The sequence below is a fragment of the Mariniluteicoccus flavus genome (genome assembly GCF_054776655.1).
On sequence record NZ_BAAHBN010000003.1, the window covers coordinates 114,955 to 138,041 of the forward strand.

The 23,087-nt window shown below is 72.8% G+C and carries 17 protein-coding genes; 8 read left to right on the top strand and 9 right to left on the bottom strand.

All coding sequences use genetic code 11. From position 1 onward, the window contains the following. Positions 1-44 precede the first annotated feature (44 nt). The 4 genes from recD to ACYVAG_RS06720 form a co-directional block, all read right to left on the bottom strand. The gene (gene recD / locus ACYVAG_RS06705) at positions 45-1,940 is read right to left on the bottom strand and encodes an exodeoxyribonuclease V subunit alpha (RefSeq protein ID WP_460768199.1); all 1,896 of its coding nucleotides are present in this window, start codon (positions 1,938-1,940) and stop codon (positions 45-47) included. Then, positions 1,937-5,392, bottom strand: a complete 3,456-nt coding sequence (locus ACYVAG_RS06710) for a UvrD-helicase domain-containing protein (protein ID WP_460768201.1) — start codon at positions 5,390-5,392, stop codon at positions 1,937-1,939. Before ACYVAG_RS06710 ends, recD begins: the two co-directional genes overlap by 4 nt. Next, positions 5,389-8,646, bottom strand: a complete 3,258-nt coding sequence (recC, locus tag ACYVAG_RS06715; RefSeq protein ID WP_460768203.1) for an exodeoxyribonuclease V subunit gamma — start codon at positions 8,644-8,646, stop codon at positions 5,389-5,391. Before recC ends, ACYVAG_RS06710 begins: the two co-directional genes overlap by 4 nt. 68 nt (positions 8,647-8,714) lie before the next feature. Beyond that, on the bottom strand, positions 8,715-8,960 hold the full coding sequence (locus ACYVAG_RS06720; RefSeq protein ID WP_460768204.1) for a mycoredoxin: 246 nt from the start codon (positions 8,958-8,960) through the stop codon (positions 8,715-8,717). A gap of 51 nt (positions 8,961-9,011) precedes the next feature. Between ACYVAG_RS06720 and ACYVAG_RS06725 the strand changes: the two genes are divergently transcribed. The 3 genes from ACYVAG_RS06725 (at position 9,012) to ACYVAG_RS06735 (ending at position 11,972) form a co-directional block, all read left to right on the top strand. Further along, complete coding sequence (locus ACYVAG_RS06725) at positions 9,012-11,150, top strand: ATP-dependent DNA helicase UvrD2 (RefSeq protein WP_460768206.1); 2,139 nt, start codon at positions 9,012-9,014, stop codon at positions 11,148-11,150. A gap of 148 nt (positions 11,151-11,298) precedes the next feature. Beyond that, on the top strand, positions 11,299-11,556 hold the full coding sequence (locus ACYVAG_RS06730) for a hypothetical protein (RefSeq protein WP_460768208.1): 258 nt from the start codon (positions 11,299-11,301) through the stop codon (positions 11,554-11,556). Between the two features lie 95 nt (positions 11,557-11,651). Continuing rightward, positions 11,652-11,972, top strand: coding sequence for a WhiB family transcriptional regulator (locus tag ACYVAG_RS06735; RefSeq protein ID WP_460768209.1), 321 nt, complete (start codon positions 11,652-11,654; stop codon positions 11,970-11,972). 75 nt (positions 11,973-12,047) lie between these two features. On the opposite strand, the gene ACYVAG_RS06740 is transcribed toward ACYVAG_RS06735, so the two are convergent. The 3 genes from ACYVAG_RS06740 to ACYVAG_RS06750 are packed head-to-tail and all read right to left on the bottom strand — an operon-like array spanning position 12,048 to position 14,535. After that, a complete protein-coding gene (locus ACYVAG_RS06740; protein WP_460768211.1) occupies positions 12,048-12,221 on the bottom strand; it encodes a hypothetical protein in 174 nt (57 codons plus the stop codon). Continuing rightward, entirely contained in the window at positions 12,218-13,594 is a 1,377-nt protein-coding gene (locus ACYVAG_RS06745) for an ABC1 kinase family protein (protein WP_460768213.1), read from the bottom strand. The genes ACYVAG_RS06740 and ACYVAG_RS06745 overlap by 4 nt, the downstream gene beginning before the upstream one ends. A 44-nt stretch (positions 13,595-13,638) precedes the next feature. Beyond that, positions 13,639-14,535, bottom strand: coding sequence for a hypothetical protein (locus ACYVAG_RS06750; protein WP_460768214.1), 897 nt, complete (start codon positions 14,533-14,535; stop codon positions 13,639-13,641). 778 nt (positions 14,536-15,313) lie between these two features. Here ACYVAG_RS06750 and ACYVAG_RS06755 point away from each other — a divergent pair. Continuing rightward, on the top strand, positions 15,314-15,922 hold the full coding sequence (locus ACYVAG_RS06755; RefSeq protein ID WP_460768216.1) for a YgjP-like metallopeptidase domain-containing protein: 609 nt from the start codon (positions 15,314-15,316) through the stop codon (positions 15,920-15,922). On the opposite strand, the gene ACYVAG_RS06760 is transcribed toward ACYVAG_RS06755, so the two are convergent. Next, positions 15,919-16,500, bottom strand: a complete 582-nt coding sequence (locus ACYVAG_RS06760) for an NUDIX hydrolase (RefSeq protein ID WP_460768217.1) — start codon at positions 16,498-16,500, stop codon at positions 15,919-15,921. The two genes, ACYVAG_RS06755 and ACYVAG_RS06760, sit on opposite strands and share 4 nt — an antisense overlap. Further along, a complete protein-coding gene (locus tag ACYVAG_RS06765; RefSeq protein WP_460768637.1) occupies positions 16,497-17,888 on the bottom strand; it encodes a zinc-dependent metalloprotease in 1,392 nt (463 codons plus the stop codon). Before ACYVAG_RS06765 ends, ACYVAG_RS06760 begins: the two co-directional genes overlap by 4 nt. A gap of 176 nt (positions 17,889-18,064) precedes the next feature. On the opposite strand from ACYVAG_RS06765, the gene ACYVAG_RS06770 reads away from it, so the two are divergent. Genes ACYVAG_RS06770 through ACYVAG_RS06785 form a run of 4 tightly spaced genes read left to right on the top strand, consistent with a single transcriptional unit; the run spans position 18,065 to position 23,081 of the window. Further along, positions 18,065-18,508 carry a molybdenum cofactor biosynthesis protein MoaE gene (locus ACYVAG_RS06770; protein WP_460768218.1) on the top strand — a complete coding sequence of 148 codons (444 nt, stop codon included), beginning with the start codon at positions 18,065-18,067 and terminating at the stop codon, positions 18,506-18,508. Next, positions 18,505-19,611 carry a YlbL family protein gene (locus ACYVAG_RS06775; RefSeq protein WP_460768220.1) on the top strand — a complete coding sequence of 369 codons (1,107 nt, stop codon included), beginning with the start codon at positions 18,505-18,507 and terminating at the stop codon, positions 19,609-19,611. The genes ACYVAG_RS06770 and ACYVAG_RS06775 overlap by 4 nt, the downstream gene beginning before the upstream one ends. Next, on the top strand, positions 19,608-20,189 hold the full coding sequence (locus ACYVAG_RS06780) for a PPA1309 family protein (protein WP_460768221.1): 582 nt from the start codon (positions 19,608-19,610) through the stop codon (positions 20,187-20,189). The genes ACYVAG_RS06775 and ACYVAG_RS06780 overlap by 4 nt, the downstream gene beginning before the upstream one ends. A 48-nt stretch (positions 20,190-20,237) precedes the next feature. Beyond that, positions 20,238-23,081, top strand: coding sequence for a UPF0182 family membrane protein (locus ACYVAG_RS06785; protein ID WP_460768223.1), 2,844 nt, complete (start codon positions 20,238-20,240; stop codon positions 23,079-23,081). The last annotated feature ends 6 nt before the right edge of the window (positions 23,082-23,087 follow it).

The window sequence follows — 23,087 nt, forward strand, 5'->3', positions numbered from 1 at the left end:
CGTGGCCCGGGGCCGGCGTACGCGGCTTCTCCGATCGTGCGGGATCATCCGATCCGGCGGCCCAGGCCCGAGGCGCGGTTCGCGGGTCGTTCCACGGCCCGGCGGATGGCCTCGGCGGTGCCGAAGACCTCGACGCGCTCGCTCGCGCGCGTCACGGCGGTGTAGAGCAGCTCGCGGGTGAGCAGCGGCGAGTCGAGCGGCGGCACGATGAACGTCAGCCCGCGGAACTGGCTGCCCTGTGACTTGTGCACCGTCATCGCGTGGACCGGCCCGGCCTGGTCGAGCTGGATCGTGGAGTAGAGGGCCGGCGTACCGCCACGGGCGAACGCGCCGCGCAGGCCGGCGTCGGTCTCGACCAGCACGCCGGTGTCGCCGTTGTAGAGCCCCGCATCGGCATCGTTGGCGTTGACGATGAGGGGGAGCCCCGGATACCACTCACCCTCGACGCCGTAGCCCTCGATGTCCTCGCGCAGCCAGTCCTCGACGCGGCGCCCCCACCAGGCCACGCCGAACGGGCCCCGGCGGTGGGCGCACAGGACGCGGTGGGCGTCGAGCCCGGCGAGGGCCTCGCTGACGTCGCCGGCCAGCGCGGCGGCGTGCATCGGCCGGCTGGCCTCGACGATCCGGCGGCGCAGCGATGCGACGGCCGCGGTCTCGGTCTGCCGCGCCGGGTCGGACAGGTCGACCTCGGTGAAGGACAGCTCCGGCAGGCCCGCGCGCAGGACGTCGAGCGTGGCGTCGGCGTCGCCGACGCGGATGGCGCGGGCGAGGGTGTCGATGCCGCCGTCGAAGCGCCAGGTGTGTTGCAGCGTGACGACGCCGGGTCGCGGGGCGGGTGGGGCGGGACGGTCGCCGACGGCGAGGTCGCGGACGCGGGCCTCCAGTGCGGGGTTCGGATCCACCTCGGCCCGCGTGATGTCGGCCATCACGGCGCCGGCCTCCACCGACGCGAGCTGGTCCGGGTCGCCCACCAGCACCAGTCGCGCATCGGGTCGGACGGCCTCGAGGAGGTGGGCCATCATCGACAGGGACACCATCGACATCTCGTCGACGACGACGACGTCGTAGGGCAGGGGGTTGCCGGCGTGGTGCCGAAACGGTGGCCGGAACCCGCCGAGCAGGCGGTGGAGCGTGCGGGCTCGCTGGTCGCCGACGCGCGTACGCCAGGGCTCGCCGAGCCCGGCGGCCGCGTCGCGGACCGCCTCCTCGAGCCGGGCGGCGGCCTTGCCGGTGGGCGCGGCGAGGGCGACCGTGGGAGCGAGGGAGCCCACCGAGGCCAGCAGTGCGAGGACCTTCGCGACCGTGGTCGTCTTGCCGGTGCCCGGACCGCCGGCGATCACCGTCACCGGGGAGGCGGCGGCCATGGCGGCGGCGAGCCGCTGGAGGTCGGGCTGTCCCTCGGGCAGGTCGCTGCCGTCGAACAACTTCGCCAGCGTGCGGTTGACCATGGCGAGGTCGGCCAGCGGGGGTGCGAGGGTCTGACGGGTCTGGAGCTGGTGGCGGACGGCCTGCTCCTGGCCCCAGTAGCGCTCCAGGTAGAGCAGGTCGCCGACCAGGCGCAGCGGTCGGTCGCCGAGTTCACCGACACCGAGCGTGACGGCGGGGCTGTCGGTGAGGGCGCGGCGCCACTCTTCCGGTTCGGGCCAGGTGAGCGGGGTGGTGTCCTGGTCGTCAGGCCGGTGGATCGTCGCGTCGGCCGCGGCGGAGTCGGAGGCCTCGGTGTCGAGCACCAGTTGGCCCGGGTCGGTGATGTCGACGCACACGGAGCCGCCGCGCAGCGCCCGCACGGCGACGGCGAGGGCGAGGCGTACGGACTCGTCGGGCTCCTCCCAGATCTCGCCGAGCCGGCGGGCGGTGTGGACGTCGGCCGGGCCGAGGACGCCCGCCCGGGCGAACTCGCCGAGCAGACCGGGGGCATCGAGGACGAGGTCGGCTGTCATCGGGTCTCCTGGGTGAAGGTCGCTGCGTTGACGGTGCCGCGGTCGATCAGGCGGGACAGGGCCTCGACGAGAGCGACCGGTGGGTGCCACGCGAACACGCCGTGGGGCGTCCCGTCGACCGTCGGGGTGTCGGGGCCAGCCATGCCACGGACGAAGAGGTAGGCCACCCCGCCGAGGTGGGCCTCCGGGTCGTACGCGGGTTGGCGCCAGCGCAGGTAGCGGTGGAGCGCGACGCAGTAGAGCAGGGCCTGCAGCGGGTAGTGCGCGTCCATCATGGCCTCGGCAAGGCGGTGCGGGGCATAGTGCTCGACGAGCAGCGGGACGTCGCCCTCGAGTGGGCCCAGCCAGTTCGTCTTGTAGTCCACCACGAGGTAGCGGTGGTCAGCGGAGGAGTCGGGCGTGGAGTCGGCGGGCACCCGCAGCACGGCATCGATCGAACCGATCAGATAGCCACGCAGTCCCTGGGCGGCGACGAGGGGGTCGCGGAGCCGGTCGGCGTACGCGGCCAGCGGGTCGTGGGCCGGCAGGTGGGCCTCGACGAGGTCGGCGACCTCGCGGAGGGTCGCTCTCGTCGAGCGGGGATCGTCGCCGCCGGCCAGCGGGTATTCGAAGTCGAGCTCGGGCAGGCGGTCGCGGGCGGGGATGTCGCACAGGCGCAGGCCGCCCGAAATGGGCCCGAGCGTCGTGTGGACGCTCGGCAGCAGCGCCCGGCCGAGGTCGGCCGGGCTCAGGCCGGCCATGGGCAGGCGGTCGAGCCAGTGGGCCGCCAGGCGTTCGAGCTCGGCGCCGAGGTCGGGCGCGGCGGGGTCGAAGGTCTCATAGACCGCGTGGACCAGGGTGCCGAAGTCGGCGCCGCGGGGGAGGGCGGCCATGGGTGAGGGGGTCCCGGGAGGCGGGGCTGCAGGCACGTCGCGCGCGGGCGCCGCGGGCGACGCCTGCTGGTCGGCTGGATCGTCGGGCTCGTCGACGACTTGCGTGAGCTCGTCGTCGTCCAGGCCCTCAGGCCGCGCGTGGGCGGCATCGTGGGCCTCGGCCGTGAGGCCCGAATAGGACGTCCGGCGCCACTCGGTGTCGATCGCCCGGTCGAACACGCGAGCCGTGAGAGCGTCGGCGTCGGGTCCGCGGCGACGGCGTACGGTCGGGGGCCTGTCGGTGTCCAGCACCTCGCTGACGTGGACGAGCGGGTGGGCCAGCACCGCGGTGGCGGTGGGGTCGTCGTCCCACGGATAGCGGTCGCTCGGCACGGTGGCCTCACCGCGGTGGAGGACCCGGTGGAGGGCGCTCGCGGAGGTGTTGTGCTCGTTGGCCGCCCACCACGCCACCACCTGGCACTGGGCACGGGTCATGGCGACATAGAGCAGCCGCAGCGCCTCGTCGCGCGCCTCGGCGAGGTTGCGTCGATGGGCGGTCGTGGCACCCCGCGTGCGGCCCGCGATCCAGACGCGGTTCTCGCCGTCGTCGCCGCGATAGCGGATGCTGCGGCCCTTGTAGTCCTGCTCGTTGTGGTCCCAGCGGTCGGGCAGGAGCACTACAGGGAACTCGAGCCCCTTCGAGCGGTGGACCGTCATGATCGACACGGCCTGGGCGTCGGTCTCGAGTCGTCGGGTGCGCTCGTCGCCGGCCGTCGCGGCCTCGCGCCGCCGGTCGGTCAGCCACTCCACGAGGCCCGCGGTGCCGAGTCGATCACGCGTGCGGGCGGCATGGAGTGCCTGGGCGACGTGGCGCAGGTCGGTCCAGCGGCGGTCGCCGTCGGGCTGTTCGAGCAGGCGCACCGCGAGCCCGGCCTCGGTCATGGCTTCCATCAGGGCGGCCACCCCGTGGAGGTCGAGCACCCTGGCCCACGACCGCACCTGGGCCGTCAGGGCGTTCAGCCGGTCGTCGGTGGCCTCGGCCAGCTCGGCGAAGGTCCAGCCCACGAAGTCGGTCAGGGCGACCTCGCGGATCGCGGCGGCCCGCGGGGCCTCGAGGGCCCGCAGGAGCGTGGACCAGTCGCGGCCCGCCGGGTTGCGGGGGTCGAACACGCTCGTCGAGCCGGCATGAATCGCCGGGATGCCGTGGGCCGACAGCCGGGACCGCAGGTCGTCGGCCGTCTCGTGGCGGCGGACCAGGATGGCGATGTCGTCGGCGCGGAGCGGGCGCTCGACGCCGTCGACGGTGATCGTGGTGCCGTCGGTGAGCATCGTGGCGACCTCGGTCACCACGTCGTCGGCGACGAGGTCGCGGAGATGGGCGATACGCGGCGCCCTGCGCCGCGGCGCGTCGCGGGTGGGGAGCGTGCGCAGGCGCAGCGGAAGGCCACGGGCGGGGTCGGGCGACCGGAGGCGGGCGTCGTGTTTCGCGCCGACCTCGCGCACGACGATCTGCACGTCGCCGAGGGCCGCCCCGCCGAGGACGTGGCCGATGGCCTCGACCAGCGGGCGGTCGCTGCGGTGGTTCGTGTCGAGGGTGTGGTGGTGGTCTCCGGTGCGGATCGCCGCCAGGTAGCAGTGGACGTCGGCGCCGCGGAAGGCATAGATCGCCTGCTTGGGATCGCCGATCAGCACGACGGTCGAGTGACCGACGAAGGTGTCGCGCACGATGGCCCACTGGACCGGGTCGGTGTCCTGGAACTCGTCGATCAGCACCACGGGGAACCGGTCGCGCAGGCGCTGGCGCACCGACGCGGCGAGCTCCGGATCGGGGTCCACGCCCGGGGCACGGCGGCCCTCCACGAGCGCGTGGAGGCCGGTCAGCAGGTCGTCGTAGGTGAGCAGCCCGCGGTCGCGCTTGCGCTCGGCGACCTGGGCGCGGAGCGCACGGGCGTACGCCAACCGGATCGCCTGGTCGGCGTCGTCGGCAGGCTCGGGCGGATCGGGGTGCTCGGTCACGGCGCGGGCGATGTCGGTGGCCTCGTCCCACGTGAAGTCGGGATCGGGGTTCGTGGAGAACTTGCGGAGCCACAGGTCGGCGGCGACCTCGCGCACGAGGTCGTCGATCTGGTCGACGCCCTCGGCGAGTGGGTCGCGGTCGGCGAGCACGCCCAGGCCGTCGAGCATGCGGCCGCAGAACTCGTGGGTGGTCGCGATGGTTGCGCGGTCGAGGTCGGCGAGCGCCGTGGTCAGCCGGTGGAGCCGCTCGGCGACCTCCTCGTCGGTCCCGGTGGCCAGCAGCGCATTCACCGGGTCGGCGTCGACCGGGCCGCCGGCCAGCCGCGTGCGGAGGGCGGACTCGGCCCACGCCAGACGGCCGCGTACGCGGTCGCGCAGCTCGGCGGTCGCGGCGCGCGAGAACGTCACGAGCATGAGCTCGGAGATCGGCCGTCCGGCGGCGACGTGCCGCGCGGCGAGCGCCGCGATGGTGTAGGTCTTGCCGGTGCCGGCCGACGCCTCGAGCACCCAGGTGCCGCCCTCGGGCAGGGGACCCGTGAGGTCGAAGGGCAGGGGCTCGCTGTCGGGTGCCTGGGGGTGGGTCATCGAAGGTTCCCTTCGCGATGCAGGATCGGCTGCCAGACGCGGAGCGCGAGGCTCTCGAAGGACAGGGGCGCGCGGCGCCCGCCGCCGAAGCGCTCGAGGGCGTCGATCTGGTCGGGGAGGAAGCAGCCCCAGGCGGGATCGTGCTCGAACCGCCAGGTCTTGGCGGTCTGGGACGGGATGTCGCGGTCGGCCGCGTACGCCTGCTCGGCGGACGTCTTGGGCGGCAGCGGGAGGAGCTGGCGCAGGCCAGTGGCGTACAGGTCCAACAGGTCCTTGAGCAGGGCGGGCGCATCGGACTGGGCCACGGGGCCGAGCCGGTGGCCGTAGCCGCCGCGGCCGATGGTGATCGCCCTCCAATCGACGTGGGGCTGGCTGGCGCGGAGGGCGAGCAGGCGGATCCATGCGGTGATGCGGTCGCGCCCCGACTCGCGGGAGAAGGAGACCTGGGTGACCGTCGTGCCGCGGACGCCCGACACCAGCCCGGTCAGGCGGTAGGGCCCCACCGCGGTGCTGACCCAGGTGGAGGACGGAGGCTCGGCGAGCCAGGGCTGGGCCTTGTCGGCGATGGCTTTCACCTGGCGGCCAATGTCGGTGAGCTGGGCCAAGCCCCACGCGTGGGGCGGCAGGTCGCCGCGGACGAGTTCGGCGTCGCGGAGGTCGACCAGCGGGACGCCCGAGAGGTGGAGGCGGAGCATTCGATCACCGATGGCCCACTTCTGAAGCCCGTCGAGCTCGACGGGCAGTTCGTCGGCGAGGGTGGGCTCCACGTTGTCGTCGCTCACATAGAGCTGGCCGCGGCGACGCAGCAGCGCCTTCGCGGGGTGTTGGTAGAAGCGCACCAGGTCGTCGAGGTCGACCGGGATGGTCTCGCCCGAGAATTCCGGCAGGGGGCTCAGGGGGGCGGCGAGGGCGTACGGACCGGGGCGCGCCTCGCGCACGCCGATCGCGGAGCGGGCCGCCTCGAGGGCGATCGGGTCGAAGCTGAAGGGACGCTCGCCGGTGAAGTCGGTCGCGGCGTAGGGCTGGAGGGGGTGGCTGTGCTCGAGCACCGGCCACGGGTCGCCGTCGCAGAGGTCGGCCACGGCGTCGCGGAGCTCGGCCACCGGGATGGAGGGAGGACGGCGCTCACCCGACTGGGACGAGAACCCCTGCAGCACCACGATGAACTTCTCCCGCGCCGCCATCACCGCGTCGAGGAGGAGCTGGCGGTCCTCGCTGCGGGGGTCGCGGTCGCCGACCCAGGGGTCGCCGGCGAGCAGGTCGTCGCCGTCGCTGCGGTTGGCGCGCGGGAACACGCCGTCGTCGGGACCCAGCACGATGACGACACGGTGGGGCACCGAGCGCATGGGCGTCATGGTGCAGACCGTGAGCGCCCCGGTGCGGAAGTTGGCGCGGGAGGCGCGCCCGGCGAAGGCGTCGCGCAGGACGCTGCGCAGGTCGGACAGCGACACGTCCACGTCGGCGTCGCCGAAGCCGGCCGAGGCCGCGAGCGCGGCGAGCTCGCTCCACGCGTGGGCGACCTGCCATGACTCGGCGTTCGGCACCGAGGTCAGGGAGTCGAGGGCGTCGCGGCAGGCGGTCGTCCAGGCGGCCAGCGGCTGGGGCCGGGCGAACGAGGCGAGGACCCCGCGTACGCGTTCCACGAGCTCGGCGAGGCGTCCCACGAGGTCGACGTCGGAGGAGTCGACCGCTTCGAGCGGCAGGACCCCGCCGGTGTGGTGGAGGCCGGACTCGTCAAGGGCCACGCCCGTGAGCAGGCGGTCGAGGCCGGCGGCCCAGGTGTTCTGGGCGAAGCCCTGCATGTGCCACCGCTCGCGGAAGGCCGGGTCGAGTCCCCAGCGGATGCCCGACGCCGGGATCAGCTCGTGGAGCCGTTCAAGGTCGCGGTCGGAGAATCCGAACCGACGCGCGACCGGGGCGTCGGCGCAGAGGTCGAGCAGCTCCGAGGCGCCGGCGCGGCCACGGGCGAGGTCGATCAATCGCGACAGCGTGCCGAGCAGGGGGTTCAACTGGCGCAGGGACCGGTCGGCCAGGCGTACGCGGAGGCGCTGGCCCGGGTGGGCCGCCTCGTCGGCGACGCCGTCGAGGGCGAACACCGCGGAGAGCAGCGGCGCGTGGGTCTCGATGTCGGGACACAGCACGACGATGTCGCGCGGCTCGAGGGTCGGGTCGTCGGCCAGCAGGCCCAGGACGACCTCGCGCAGCACCTCGACCTGGCGATCGGGACCGTGGGACGCGTGGAAGCGGACGGAGTCGTCGCTCGGGTCGAGGGGGGTGGCCTCGGCCTCGGCGCCGTCGGTCGCGATGGCCCGCTGGAGGCGGCCGAGGACGCCTGGGCCGTACGCCATCGTGGCGGGCGCCGCGGCGGCCGGGCTGCCGAGGGCGAGCTGGAGTTCGCGTGCGTCGCGGCCCAGTCGCCGGTTGATGCGGTGGTGGGGGAGCGTCGCCGTGGGATCGTCGCGGCGCGGCCCCGCGTAGCCGCCGGGCTCGGCCCGCTCGACGGTCGCCCAGAGCGCGGGTGAGGGGTGGGGGAGCCAGACCGACACGTCGCGGCCGGTGGCGAGCGCGCGGAGCACGGTGATCTGCTCGGTGGCGAGCCGGGTCGGGCCGAAGACCGCCAGGCGCTCGGGCAGGTCGATCGCGCCCGGGTCGGCCTGGAGACGCACGGCCGCCCGGCGGACGCGGGTGGCCGGATCTGGCACGTCGACCGAGGCGGTCAGCCGCCGCCAGAGCTCGGCCTGCCACGCCGCCGAGGGGTCGAGGGGGCCGCCGTCGGCGCCCACATCGCGGCCCGCCGACCACGCCGCGAGCATCTCGGGGCGCTGGGCCGCGTACGCCCGGAACCGGCGGAACGCCTCGCGGGCCGTGACCCAGCGGTGGGGGCCCTTCGCCGCCGCGCGGGCCGGGGCCATCCACGCCTCGTCGGCGCACGCGTCGAGCACAGCGAGCAGCGACCAGACGCCCCGCGCCGGGTGCCACGGATCGGTGTCAGGATCGATCGTGCACGCCTCGTCGACCACGCGCCGCAGCAAGGTGTCGAGCCTGGGGAAGTCGACGCCCGCGCACACGCCGTCGGCGCCGCCGGTCGCGCCGAGGTGGTGGGACAGCGTCTGCGACAGCCACCGCTCGACGCCGGGGGACGGGACGCTGACGACCTCGGTGGCGAACGGGTCGCCCAAGGGGGCGGCCAACTGGGCGGCGAGGCGCGCGGCGAGCTCGTCGGCGCGAGCGGCGTGATGGACCTGGAGACTCATGATGGTGCCACCCTATTCATGGGCTCCGACAACTCTTTGGGGCCGACTCGCGCGCGGCACAACCTCGACTAGGCCAGTTTCTCGGCCACCTGCGAGACATCCGGGTTCGTCAGCGTCGAGCCGTCCGCGAAGAGGACCGTCGGCACCACGCGGTTGCCGTTGTTCACGCTCTTCACGAACTCGCCGGCCGCGGCGTCGCGGTCGACGTCCACCGGGGCGTACGCGATGCCCGCGCGGTCGAGGTCGGAGATCAGCGCGCGGCAGTAGGGGCACCAGGTGGTCATGTAGACGGTCGGGGTCGTGGAACGGCTCATGCGGGGCTCAACCGGAAGGGTTGTCGGACTATTCCCCTAGGGTTGGGGATCGTGACCGACCTGCCCCGCCCCGACGCTCCCGAGCGGCTCCTGGAGGCCCTCGACCCCGAGCAGCGCGCCGTGGCCACGGCCCTCCAGGGGCCGGTGGCCGTCATCGCCGGCGCCGGCACGGGCAAGACCCGTGCGGTCACCCACCGCATCGCCTACGGGGTCCGCACCGGCGTCTACAACCCCACCACCGTGCTCGCGGTCACCTTCACCACGCGCGCGGCGGGAGAGATGCGTGGCCGGCTGCAGCAGCTCGGCGTACGCGGGGTCCAGGCCCGCACCTTCCACTCCGCCGCCCTGCGGCAGGCGCAGTATTTCTGGCCCCGTGCGTACGGCGGCGACCTGCCCCGCGTGCTCGACAACCGCATGTCGCTGGTGGCCGAGTCGGCGTCGCGGCTCCGCGTGCCGGTCGACACCGCGCGCCTGCGCGACCTCGTCGGCGAGATCGCGTGGGCGAAGGTGTCCAACGTGACGGCGGAGGACTACCCGGCGATCGCCCGCAGCTTCGGGCGTGAGCTCGCGTCGATCGAGCCGGAGGTCGTGGCGCGGATGTTCCGGGCCTACGAGGACGCCAAGCGCGCCCGCGAGCGCATCGACTTCGAGGACATCCTGCTGTGCACGTCGGCGCTGCTGTCCGACCGCCCGGAGGTCGCCGACGAGGTCCGGCGTACGTATCGGCACTTCGTCGTCGACGAATACCAGGACGTCTCGCCCCTGCAGGAGTCGCTGCTGAACCTGTGGCTCGGCGACCGCGCCGACGTGTGCGTCGTCGGCGACCCGGCCCAGACGATCCACTCGTTCGCGGGCGCGCGGGCCGACTACCTGACGGGGTTCGCCAACCGCCACCGCGACGCCACGGTGGTCAGGCTCGTGCGCGACTATCGCTCGACGCCGCAGGTCGTGAACGTCGCCAACGGCATCATGAAGCGCGCCAACCAGGAGGGCGCGAGCGGCTCGGCGCTCACCGCGGTGACGCTGCAGGCCCAGCGCCCCGCCGGCCCCGAGGCCGCGTTCGTCGAGGCGCCCGACGAGGCGTCCGAGGCCGCCGGCGTGGCCGACTGGCTGAAGTCGCTCGTCGCCAAGGGCGTCGACCCCCGCGAGATGGCCGTGCTGTTCCGCATCAACGCGCAGTCCCCGGCGTACGAGCAGGCGCTGTCCGACCGAGGGATCCCCTATCTCGTGCGCGGGGCGGAGCGGTTCTATGAGCGTCCCGAGGTGCGGCAGGCCCTCGGGGTGCTGCGCACGCAGGCCCGCGTCGGCGACGACCAGCCGGTGGGGGAGCAGGTCCGGGCGATCCTGGAGGGTGTCGGCTGGTCGCGCGAGGCGCCCTCGGGCGGCGGACAGGTGCGCGAGCGGTGGGAGTCGCTGGCGGCGCTGGTCTCGGTGGCCGACGACGTCGTCGCCCACGACCCGTACGCGACGGTCGAGGCCGTGCTCGACGAGCTCGAGCGCCGCGCCGAGGCCCAGCACGCCCCGGTGGCCCAGGGCGTCACCCTCGCCACGATCCACTCGGCCAAGGGCCTCGAGTGGGACGCCGTCGCCGTCGTCGGCGCCCAGGAGGGCACGCTGCCGTTCGTGCTCGCCCAGCGCCCGGCCGAGGTCGCCGAGGAGCGCCGGCTGCTCTACGTCGCCGTCACCCGCGCACGTGAGCACCTGCGGGTCTCGTGGTCGCGTACCCGGTCCGGGTCGGGCGGACAGCGCAACCCGTCGCGCTTCCTCGACGGCGTACGCCCGGCCTCGGAGCGCACGGCGCCGACGCCGCGCCGGAAGTCGTCCGGGCCGAAGGGGACGCGCATGTCGGCGACCTGCCGCGTCTGCGACCGCCACCTCGACACCGCGACCGACCGCAAGCTCGGCCGCCACGAGGGGTGCCCGTCGACCTACGACGAGGCGCTGCTCGAGCGGCTGAAGGACTGGCGGCGCGAGACGTCGGACGAGGCGAAGGTGCCGGCGTACGTCGTGTTCACCGACGCGACCCTCATCGCGGTGGCCGAGGCGCTGCCCACCGACGAGCGGACGCTGCTGGCGATCAGCGGCATCGGGCGGGCGAAGGTGGACCGCTACGGCGAGGACGTGCTGCGGATCGTGGCGGAGCAGGGGTCGGCCGACGCCGGGGGCGACCCCGACGAGACCGCCGACTGATCCCCGCGACGACCGTCCGAGAAAGATTTTCGAGACCGCGATTTAAATCGGTTGCGCGGGTGAACCCCGCGTCCGTAGGGTGCTTGTTGCCTGCATGGTGCAGGCGCCGACCGCAGTCGGTGGTTGATCCCGGGAGGAGGGGAACGAGATGGACAAGATGACGAACCTGATGCGTGTCTGGCTCGCGACCCCGCGCGCCCTGGTCACCGCGTGCGTCGAAGCCCTGCCGTCTGCCGCCCGGAATCCGTTCCTGGGCGCCGATTCCCGCAATTCGCAGATCGCAGTCCGCCTCCTCGTCACCTCCACCGACCCGACCGCCACGGCTCCTGCAGCCCATGGCAACGACACGTTCGGCGCCCGCGAGCGCCACCCGCTGGCCCACCGACCAAGGATGGTGGGGGTGTAGACACCCCCCGACCTCCGAGGCCGTGGATCCCAGCAACCGGGATCCACGGCCTTCGTGCTTCCCGGGCCAAGGCACCACCAGGAAGGAAGCACCCCATGACCGCCATCCTCGACGATCGAATATCGACCGCCGTGGCGTTGCCCTGCCACCTCGTCGACCCCGAGACGTTCTTCGCCGACACCCCGGCCGAGGTCGAGCACGCGAAGGCGTTGTGCGGCCCGTGCCCGATGCGCGAGGCGTGCCTCGCGGGCGCGCTCGAGCGCCGCGAGGCGGCCGGCGTGTGGGGTGGGCAGTTGTTCGTCAACGGTGTCGTCGTGGCGCGCAAGCGTCCGCGTGGCCGTCCGCGCAAGCACCCGTTGCCCGAGCAGCGGCCGGCGGAGCTCCCGGCGCGCCGGGAGGCCGCGCACGCGGCATGAACGGCCGAGGTGGAGCCCCGTGACCCGGTGGGTCGCGGGGCTCCGTCGTGCCCAGGGCGTCGCGGCGTTCAGGGGCTATTCCCACCAGTCGTCGGGCAGCTTCGCCTCGATGTCGCGCGCGTGGGTGCGTACGCAGGTCTCGCAGAGCAGCGACTCGCGGCCGCGGTCGTCGGTGGTGCGCGACCAGGTCCAGGGCGCGGTCGGGCCGTCGGCGCGGCGCCCGCAGCCGGCGCAGGCGAGAGGGATCACTCGGGCCGCCACTCGGGGAGGTGGTCGTCGAGGATCGCGCTGAACCGCGCGCGGACGTCCAGTTGGGAGAGGACCGCGATGCCGCCCAGCCACACGCGGTGGATGAGTGCGTACGACGGCGGCAGGTTGATCTGGCGCATCAGCCGCCCGCCGGTCTTGGCGTCGCTGACGCGCCGGAACTCCGACTGCATCCAGGCACGGGTGAAGTGGAACTCCTCCGATTCGGCCGGCTCGAGGAACGGGCTCAGGTAGTCCAGCAGTTCCTGGGGGTCCACCAGGCCCGAGCGCGGGGTGAGGAACCCCTCGCGGCGCAGGCCCTCGGTCATGGTGGCGGCGTCGCGTTCGACGGCGATGCGCATGAGGTGGCCCATCGACGGGGGGAGCCCGTCGGGGAGGCGGTCGACGAGGCCGAAGTCGACGACGCCGAGGCGACCGTCGGGCAGCACCTTGAAGTTGCCGGGATGGGGGTCGGCGTGGAGCAGTCCGACCTCCTTCGGGCCAGCGAACAGGAAGGTCGCATATTTCAGACCGACCGCGTTGCGGTCGGCCTCGTCCCACTCCTCGACCCGGGACAGGGCTACGCCGTCCACCCACTGGCTCACCATGACCTTCGAGCCGTGCGCCAGCACGTGGGGGACCATGAAGTCGGCGTGACCCTCGAAGCCACGCGCGGCCTGCTCCTGGGAGGCGGCCTCCCGCTCGTAGTCGGTCTCCTCCATGATGCGCGCGGCGAGCTCGCCGATCAGCGCGCGCAGGTCGATGCCCGCGGCGAGCGGCGCCATTGCGCTCGTCAGACGGCCGAGCTGCTTGAGGTCGGACTCCAGTGCACGGTCGGCGCCGGGGTATTGCACCTTGACCGCCACCGGCTCGCCCGTCGCGCGCCACGTGGCGCGATGGACCTGACCGATCGACGCCGCGGCGGCCGGCCGCTGGGAGAAGTCGTCGAACAGGCCGCGCCAGTCAGGCCCGAACTCCTTCGCCAGCACGGCGTGGACGCGGGACGTCGGCATCGGCGGCGCCTGGTCCTGCAGGCGCTTGAGGTGGACGCGGTAGGGGCCCGCCATGTCCTCGGGCAGCATCACCTCGAACAGGCTGAGGATCTGGCCGAACTTCATCGCTCCGCCCTTGAGCTCGCCGAGCACGCGGAACAGCTGCTCGGCCGACTCGGCCCGCAACTGGGCTCCGACCTCGTCGGCCGTCTGGCCTCCGAGCCGACGGCCCAGGCCGCGCGCCGACCGGCCCGCGGCGCCCAGGGGGAGCGACAGCAGGCGCGAGCCGCGGCGTACGGCCGAACCTGTGACGGGACGGCTCTCGCGCTCGTCGGGCTCGCGGTCGCCGAAATCGGGGTTGTGCGGGGTGGAGTCGCCAGGCATGGACCCATTGTCGTCGCTGTGCCAACCGCGACCCGGCGGTGGGGTCAGGCGGCGGCCGCGGAGTCTGCGCAGCCGCACTCGGGGTGGAGCGGCCACGCGCGGGAGGTGACGGTCCAATCGCGTCCCAACTCCTGCGTGACCCCCGCGGTCGTCGGCTCGGCCCCCGCCGCCCACGCCCGCAGCGAGACCAGAACCTGACCCACGGCCCACGCGCGCTGCGTGGAGGGGGTGGAGAGCTGGGTCATGCACAGACGCGCCAGGACATGGACCCACTCCGGGTCGTGGGAGCGGACGAGGTCCATGCAGCGCGTGCACGCCGTGCGGCCGGGCAGCACGAACGGGCCGACCACGACCCCACGCACCTGTGGGCGGACGAACAGGTGGGGTCGATTGCCGCGGAGCAGGACCTGCGTGAGGGCGCGATCGGGCTCCAGCCGGTCGTCGGCCACCACAGTGACATCGTGCCCGGAATCGCCCGCGTACCAGTGACCGTCGACCGTGACCCGGTGCCCCCGTGCGAGGAGGTGGGCCTTGAGGCTCTCGGCCCCGGTCGGGCGCGGATGGGCATACACCCGCGGCTGCGGCGCCTCGGGATCGACCACGACCAGGGGACCCAGGTCCGTGGCGCAGATCGCCTCCGCCAGGTCGCGGGCGAGGGCGCCCGACCCGACGAGACGTACGCGGGGGCGTACGCGCCGGCGCTTCGGGACGACGAGCTCATGGCTCTCGAGCTGGGCGGCGATGTCCCGGGCGAGGTCGGGGTCGATGCCGGACTGTTCGGCGACCGCTGTCACCGTGCGGGTGCCGTTCATGAGGCGGAGCGCACGGGTGAGGAGGTCGGGGTCGCCGTGGACGATCAGTCCGTGATCGGCATCGACACCGACCTGGAGGCCGGAGGCGCGGGGGAGGAGGGGAACGCGGGGATCGAGGTGGGGGCGCATGAGACAAGTCTGGCGGCTGGAGGGCAGGGAAAAACGTCTATCCACAGGCCTCTTTCTGGGGGCCGGCTCGCGCGCGGCGCTTTACCCCTGTCTTCGGCCCAGTCGTCGACGGCTCCTCGCGGCAGCCTGGTTTGTGGGTCACGTGGGCGACGCGTGGGGCCGTGTTCTTGGTGGTCCTCCAGACAGGGGGGGGGGCGCCGCACCGACGCTCGCCGGCGGGACCGGGCGGATCGTGGAGGTTGTGCAGAGATCGGTCGTTTCGGGGCCGTGAGTGGGGGTTTGAGGGCTGATCTGTGCGAATCGTCCACGGGGGGGTCTGTGGCTTCGACTCGCTGGCGCTCGCTCAGCCAGCGTGGAAGGAGCGCCCGCTCACCCAGCGTGGAAGGAGCGCTCGCTCAGCCAGCGTGGGGGCTCCTCGTCTCGCTGGCGCTCGCTCGGAGAGCTTCCCGGCCAGCCAGCGACCGCTGGCGCGCGAGCCAGCCCAACAAAGAAAGACGAGGCCCCCAGGAAATCGTCACCGCTTGCCTTCCCCTGCGAGCGGGCGACCATCTGAGGGCCTCGTGGGGAAGAAACTAGGGGCTCGTGGGGGTCGTCGTCAACCCGGTCTTCGGAGGCTTGTCCACTGCCTGTGGATAACGGTGTGGACAGCCTGTGCACGACGATGCCGGGGGTGTGGAGCGATTCGGAGAAAGCCCGTCACGGCCCGTTCACCCTGTGGACACCTCGGCGTGTCGCCCGTGACACAGATCTCGTCAGTGGCGAGCACTAGGTTGGAGTCATGTCAGATGTCGCTCCCCATGACGCCGGTGCCGCCGGCGGCCCGTGGCTGCGTTCCGCGTCCGGGGACCAGGTGGAGGTGCGGCGCAGCGCCCGCCGCAAGCGAACCGTGTCGGCCCACCGCGAGGACGGGCGCATCGTGGTGCTCCTGCCGGCGCGGCTGTCGCGCGCCGAGGAGACGGCCTGGGTGGAGCGCATGGTCGCGAAGGTCCATGCGCGCGAGGCCAAGGTGAGGGGCCCGGGTGGGGATGCCGAGCTCGAGGCACGCGCGGCCGAGCTCCTCGAGACCTACCTCCTGCCGCACGTGTCGACGCCGCGCCGGCCGACCAGCGTCGCGTGGGTGTCGAACATGAACCACCGCTGGGGATCGTGCACGACCGGGGTGGGCACCATCCGGCTGTCGGACCGGCTGCGGCCGATGCCGGCGTGGGTGGTCGACTATGTGTTGATCCACGAGCTCGCCCACCTGTTCGAACGAGAACACTCGCCGCGGTTCTGGAGGCTCGTGGGCGCGTACGCGAAGGCTGAGAAGGCGCAGGGCTACCTGGTGGGCTGGAGCGATGCCGCGGCGCTCATCGGCCCCGGGCCATCCCCGGCGCAGGACGACTAGGACCGCAGCCGCTGCCGCGCGGCCCGCACGAGGGTGGTGACCGAGTCGTCGACCTCAGGCAGGGCGTCGACGGAGAACCAGCGCACGTCCTCGGACTCGTCACTCACCGTCGGTCGCTCGCCGGGGTCGGCGAGCAGCACATAGCGGACATCGAGGTGGAAGGTGGGCCTCACCAGACCGCAGGGGACCTCGTGGCGATCGAGTTGGGCGATCCCGGGCAGCGGGCGCAGCGCGCTGAGCCCGGATTCCTCACGAGCCTCACGGAGGGCACCGTGGAGGAGGTCGTGGTCACCGGCCTCGAGGTGGCCGCCGGTCTGGAGCCAGCGCCCCAGCCTGCGATGCAGCACGAGCAGTACGCGGTCACCCGCGGGCGCGATGATCATGGAACTCGCGGTCAGGTGGGCGCCGGGGCAGTCACGCGACCAGCCGTCGGGGTGGGCGTCCGCGTGGGTGAGGAAGGCCTCTCGGAGCCCCGCCTGCAGGTCGTTCGGCGCCGACCACGCGGCGAGTTCGTCGCGGCAGCGACCCATGAGGTCGCCGGGTGCCTCTCCTGGCCGTTCGCCCGCGGGCAGGCTCACGCCGGCGACCCCGGATCGTCGCCCGAATCGCGACGGCGCTCGGCGTCGAGAAGGCGCTCGAGCTCGGCGTCCATGTCGTCGACCTCGTCGGCGACACTGTCCGGGTCGCCCGGTTCGGCCGGGGCGCCGACGTCGCCGGAGACGAAGCCCAGCGGGTCATCGAGGTCGGCCGCGGTGGGGATGAGGTCGGGATGGTTCCACACGGCGTCGCGTCCGTCGGGGCTGCGCGCATCCCGCAGGGCGGCCCAGAGATTGGCGGCATCCCGCAGGCGCCGGGGGCGCAGTTCCAGTCCGACCAGCGCCTTGAACGTGGCCTCGATGGGCCCGCCGGCGGCGTGGCGTCGACGCAGGGCCTCGGCCAGGGGGCCAGAACTGGGCATCCACTTGACGGTGGCCTGGCCGACGACCTCGTCGACCCACCCCTCGACGAGCGCGAGCAGGGTCTCGAGGCGCTCGAGCACCCCCTTCTGCTCCGCGGTCTGCTTGGGCTCGAAGAGGTTGCCCTGCAGCTGCTCGGAGAGCTGTTGCATGGTCTCGGGGGTCAGCGACGTGGGATCGATCTCGCTCACCGCATCTTCGACGCCCGAGAGGTCGATGGTGATGCCCCGCGCGTACTGCTCCACCAGCGTCAGCAGCTGGGGCCCGAGCCAGGGCACCGCGCGGAACAGGCGCTGGCGGGCGCATTCCCGCAGGGCGAGGTAGAGCGTGATGTCCTGCGCCGACTGGGACAGGCCCTCCCCGAACGTCGCGGCGTTGTGATGGACGAGCGCGATCGTCGAGCTGTGGTCGCCGTCGAGGGGGAGTCCGACCTCGGTCGCGCTGACGACGCTGGTGGCGAGCTCGCCGATGGCCTGACCCGCCTGGAGTCCGAAGATCGTGGCGCCGCTGGAACGCAGCCACGGGCGCAGGAAGGCGTCGAGGCCGCCGAGACCGGCATCGGCATCGCCCGGGGGTGACATCGAGTCGGCCATGGCATCGGCCATCGACTCCGCGACGGGGTCGATCAATCGACGCCACGTCGGCATGGTGGCCTCGACCCACTCGGCGCGGCTCCAGGCCCGGACGGTGCCCCCCGTGGCCGGGAACGCGGTCGCTCCGTCGAGCCATGCGTCGGCGAGGCGCACCGCGTCGCGGACGGCTTCATGATCGGCGGCGGTGGGCGAGGGATCCTCACCCTTGCCCGCGACGATCTTGCGGGCCACGTCGCGGATCTGGGTCCAACGAGCGCCCTCGGCATCGGCGGGGTCGCCGCCGCCGAGCAGCCCGCCCATCCCCATCTGGGACAACGCGGACTGGAACTGCTGCATCATCGCCTGGAGGTCGGGCTGGCCGCCGGGGCCGCCGCCGGACGCACCGGGAGCCCCGAACCCGAGGTTGCCGAACAGCATCTCGAAGGGGTTCTGCGGCTCGTTGCGGTCGTCATCGTCGCGGCCTTCGCGGCGGTCTTGGTTCTCGGCCATCGTGGCTCACTCCTGTGGGATCGACGGACTCCCATTCAACCGCACCCGGCCAAGCGACGTCGCGCTGCGTGCGTTGGCTGGGGCGGGCGGGGTAGGGTCGTCGCGTGTCGCACCAGTCAGAAGCGGCCGCGACCCGCGTCTCGGCCCGCGTCTCCCCCGAGCCGCTGAGCGTCGACGCCCTCATGGCCGAGGTGCGCGATGACGCGGCAGGCGCCGTCGCCCTCTTCATCGGGCTGGTCCGCAACCACGACGAGGGCCAGGGCGTCACGAGCCTCGCATACACGGCTCATCCGTCGGCGACCGACGAACTCGCACGCGTGGCACGAGCGGTCTCGAGCCGCCATGACGTGATCGCCGTCGGGGTCGACCACCGCGTGGGCGACCTGACGATCGGTGACCTGGCCGTCGTGGTGGCGGTCAGTGCAGCCCATCGCGCGGCCGCGTTGGAAGCCTGCCGCGACCTCATCGACACGTTGAAGGCAGAAGTGCCGATCTGGAAGGAGCAGGCCTTCCTCGACGGCGCCACGACCTGGGTGGGTCTCCCATGAACGCCCCCGCCGACGGCGAGCAGCCGCGGCAGCGCGTGGCCCCGCACCTCCTCACCCGACAGACCTGGACGGCGCTCGCGTCGGCCATCGCCTTCGTCGGCCTGGCGCTGGCCCTGGCGCTCGTGCCGGTGCCCTACGTGGTCTACAGCCCGGGCCGGGCGTACGACGTCATGGGCGTGGACGCCCAGGGCCAGCCGATCCTGCGGGTCGAGGGCGCGCAGACGTTCGACACCCCGGGGCGGCTCAGCATGACCACCGTGGCCGTCAGCCGGTCCGACTCGTCGGCGAGTCTGCCCGAGGTGCTCCTGGCCCACGTGCTGCCCAGTCGGGACGCGTTGCCCCGCGACTCCGTCTACCAGCGCGGTCAGTCCGTCGACCAGGTCCGGTCGGAGGAGAAGCGCAAGATGGACACCTCCCAACAGGACGCCGTCGTCGCAGCCCTCCGCGCGGCACGCCAGCCCGTGGAGGAGTGGCCCGTCGTGTCCACCGTCACCGTGTCGGGGCCTGCGAACAACAAGCTGCGCCCCGGCGATCTCGTCCTTGCCGTGGACGGACGCCAGACGCGTACCGTCGGCGACGTCCAGCGCGCCGTGGCCTCGCGCAGCGCCGGGGACACCATCACCTTCACAGTCTGGCGCGACCGCCGCGAGCAGCGGGTCGCGATCACGTCGACCAGCCGCCACAACGACCCCAAGGCGGCCGCGGTCGGCATCGACTCCGGGGTCGGCTATCGCTACCCCCAGACCGTGCGGTTCGGCATCAGCCAGGAGGTGGGCGGCCCCTCGGCGGGTCTCGTCTTCGCCCTCGGCCTCTATGACAAGCTCACGCCCGACCCGCTCCTCGCCGGCCGCAACATCGCCGGAACGGGAACCATCACCGCCGACGGCGTCGTGGGCCCCATCGGCGGGATCCAGGAGAAGATCGCAGGCGCCGAGGAGGCCGGTGCCACCGTCTTCGTCGTGCCGGCCGCGAACTGCGCCGACCTCGCCGGCGTCTCGACCAAACTCGACCTGATCAGGGCCGACACGCTGGCCACGACGATCGACGCCCTCAAGAAATCCGCCAATCCCGCCACCGCGAATCAGGTTCCCCGCTGCTCATGACCACCGACCCGAACTCTCCGAACACCCACGCCACGCAGAGCGACCGCGACGCGCTGGTCGCCGCGCTCATCGAGATCGAGCGCCACGTCGGTCGCTCCGGCTGGGACCAGCCCGCGCGGCTGTTCGCGCTGGTCCGCACCGATGAGCTCCTGGTCGCCGAGCCCGCGCTCGCCGCCCACCTCGGGCTGCGGGCCACCCAGGACGGGGCGCCCGAGGGGGCCCTCACGTCGATCGAGCAGGAGGACTTCCGCGAGGTCGGACGAGACGGCGACGAGTCCGACCTGCCCCAGGTCCTGTCCCGCATCGCCTGGCCGGACGCGGTCCACGGCTGCGCGATCGCGCTCGAGCGCAGTTTCCTGCCGCCCAGCGCCGAGAGGGAGATCCCGGCCGACCCCCAGGAGGCCGCCGCGTTCGTCGCCGGCCACCCCGAACGGCAGGACCTCCGCGTCGTCGTCGGAGCGACCCGCCAGCGCATCACCCACGGCGTGGCGCGCCTCGTGACCAGTCCCGAAGACCTGCTCGGGGGCGACGACCTCGCTCCGGGGATCGCGTCGGCCCTCGCGGCTACGCTGGCCTGACCACACCTCGTCCCTGCACGACAACCCGCCGAACACGAAGGAGAGCACGTGTCCCACACCCGGGTGGTCCCGCCCAAGCCCGCCGGTCGCCGCCGCTCGGCGCTGCTGCCGACGCTGGGCGTCGTCGCGCTGCTCGGCCTGGTGTTCTCGGCCTTCATGAACGTCTGGACCGAGCGCCTGTGGTTCCAGTCGGTCGACTACGGCCAGGTGTTCTCCATCGGGTTCTGGACGCGCACGGTGCTGTTCCTGGTGTTCGGCCTGGCGATGGCGGGGGCGGTCGTCGGAAGCACGGCCCTGGCATACCGGTTCCGGCCGCCGACCCGGCCGGGACCCGCGGCGAGCGAGCTGCTCGAGCGCTATCGCGAGGCCCTGGAGACCCGCTTCGTGCAGATCATGGTGGGCGTGGGCGTCGTGGTGGCGCTGTTCGCCGGACTGTCCGCCGCCTCGGCCCTGCCGACCTTCCTGGCGTGGCGCAACAGCACCCCGTTCGGCACCACCGACCCCCAGTTCGGCCTCGACCTGAGCTTCTACGTGTTCGATCTTCCCTGGTGGCGCTTCCTCGTGGGGTTCCTGATCGCCCTGTGCGTCTTCTCGACCCTGGCGGCCGCCGTGGTCCATTACGTCATGGGCGCGCTGAGGGTCGCCAAGGGCACGAAGCGGCAGACCTCCGCTGCGGCGCAGGCCCAGCTGTCGGTGCTGCTCGGGCTGACGGCGCTCGCGCTCGCGGCGAGCAGCTGGCTCGATCGCTACGGCTACCAGACCACCACCAACCCGCTGCTCACCGGCATCGGCTTCACCGACGACCACTCGCGCGTCAACGGCCGGCTGGTCGTCGCCGTCATCACCGCGATCTGCGCGCTGCTGTTCTTCGCCAACATCTGGGTGCGTCGCTGGATCCTCCCCATGACCGCGGCGGTCCTGACGGTGGTGTCGTCGATCGTTCTGACCACGGTCTATCCGGCATTCGTGCAGGGCTTCACCGTCCGGCCCAACGAGCCCGACAAGGAGCGTCCCTACATCGAGCGCCACATCGCGGCGACGCGGGCGGCGTACGGCGTCGACCAGGTGCAGATCACCGACTATTCGGCGGAGACGAACACCACGGCGGGCCAGCTCCGCGCGGACGCCCAGGCGCTCCCCGGCATCCGGCTGGTGGACCCCGCGGTGGTCGGGGCGACCTTCGAGCAGCGCCAGCAGGTGCGCGGCTACTACACGTTCCCGCAGGTCCTCGACGTCGACCGCTATCGGATCGACGGCCAGGAGACCGATGCGGTCGTCGCGGTTCGTGACCTCGAGACGAGCGGCCTGGAATCGCAGTCGTGGAACAACCTGCGGACGGTCTACACCCACGGCTACGGGCTCGTGGCCGCGTACGGCAACCGCAATGTCGGCGGCGAGCCCGAGTGGATCGTCGGCGACCTGCCCCCCAAGGGGAAGCTGAACCAGCCCGAGCCGCGGATCTATTTCGGCGAGCAGTTCGACGAATACTCGGTGGTGGGCGCCCCGCCGGGCACCGCTCCGATCGAGCTCGACACGCCGGGCGGACCGACGACGACCTACAGCGGCAAGGGCGGCGTACCCATCGGGAACCTGTTCAACCGGCTGCTGTACGCAGCGCGCTTCGCCGATGTGAACCTCCTGCTGTCGGGGCGTGTGAACGAGGCGTCCAGGATCATCTACGACCGGACGCCGAAGGAGCGCGTGCAGGCGGTCGCGCCGTGGCTCACGGTCGACTCGAATGCCTATCCGGCGCTGGTCGACGGGCGGATCGTGTGGATCGTCGACGGCTACACGACGTCGGACAACTATCCGAACAGCCACCGCATCTCGCTGCAGCAGGCCGCGTCGGACGCGCAGTCGCGCGTCGGCACGACAGGCGTGGCGCCCGACGAGACCGTGAACTACATCCGCAACTCGGTGAAGGCCGTGGTGGACGCGTACGACGGCACCGTGAAGCTGTACGCGTGGGACGAGGCCGACCCCGTCCTGAAGACCTGGCGGAAGGCCTATCCGAACACCGTTGCGGACCGCTCGACGATCCCGGCCGACCTCAAGGAGCACCTGCGGTATCCGGAGGACCTGTTCAAGGTGCAGCGCGACGTGTTGGGGCGCTATCACGTGACTGACCCGATGATGTGGTTCCAGGGCAACGACCAGTGGCAGATCCCGCCGGACCCCGTCACGCCGTCCCAGAAGGAGAACCCGTTCTATCTGTCCGTGAAGTGGCCGGGCGAGCCGGCGCCGGTGTTCTCGCAGACCACGGTGTTCGTGCCGCGCGGCCGGGCGAACCTGGCCGCCTACATGGCGGTCGACGCCGACGCGTCGTCGCCGGGCTACGGACGCCTCCGCATCCTGCGGATGTCGGACCAGAAGCAGATCGCCGGTCCCGGCCAGACCTTCAACGAGATGAACACCCACGACGAGGTCGCGCGGCGCCTGCTGAGCTATCGCCAGACCGCCGAGGTGATCCACGGCAACCTGCTGACCCTGCCGGTCGGCGGGGGGCTGCTCTATGTGCAGCCGGTCTACACGAAGAAGAACGGGGCGGGGTCCTATCCGACGCTGTCGTTCGTCGTCGTGCGCTTCGGCGAGAAGGTCGGTGTGGGAGACACGCTCAAGGAGGCGCTCGACCAGGTCTTCGCGGGCGACGCGGGGGCCGACACCGGCGAGAACGGTACGCAGACACCGCCCCCCGGTTCCGGCGCGCCGGCCCAGCCGCCGGGGCCCGTGGACCAGGCCGCGGCCACGGCGGCCGTGAAGGAGGCCGAGGCCCTCTTCGTGTCGGCCGACAAGGCCCTGCGCGAGGGCGACCTGGCGGCCTACAAGAAGCGGACCGACGAGGCGCGGGCCGCGGTGCAGAAGGCCGTCAAGGCGCTGGGCGGGGGCGGCTGAGCCGAA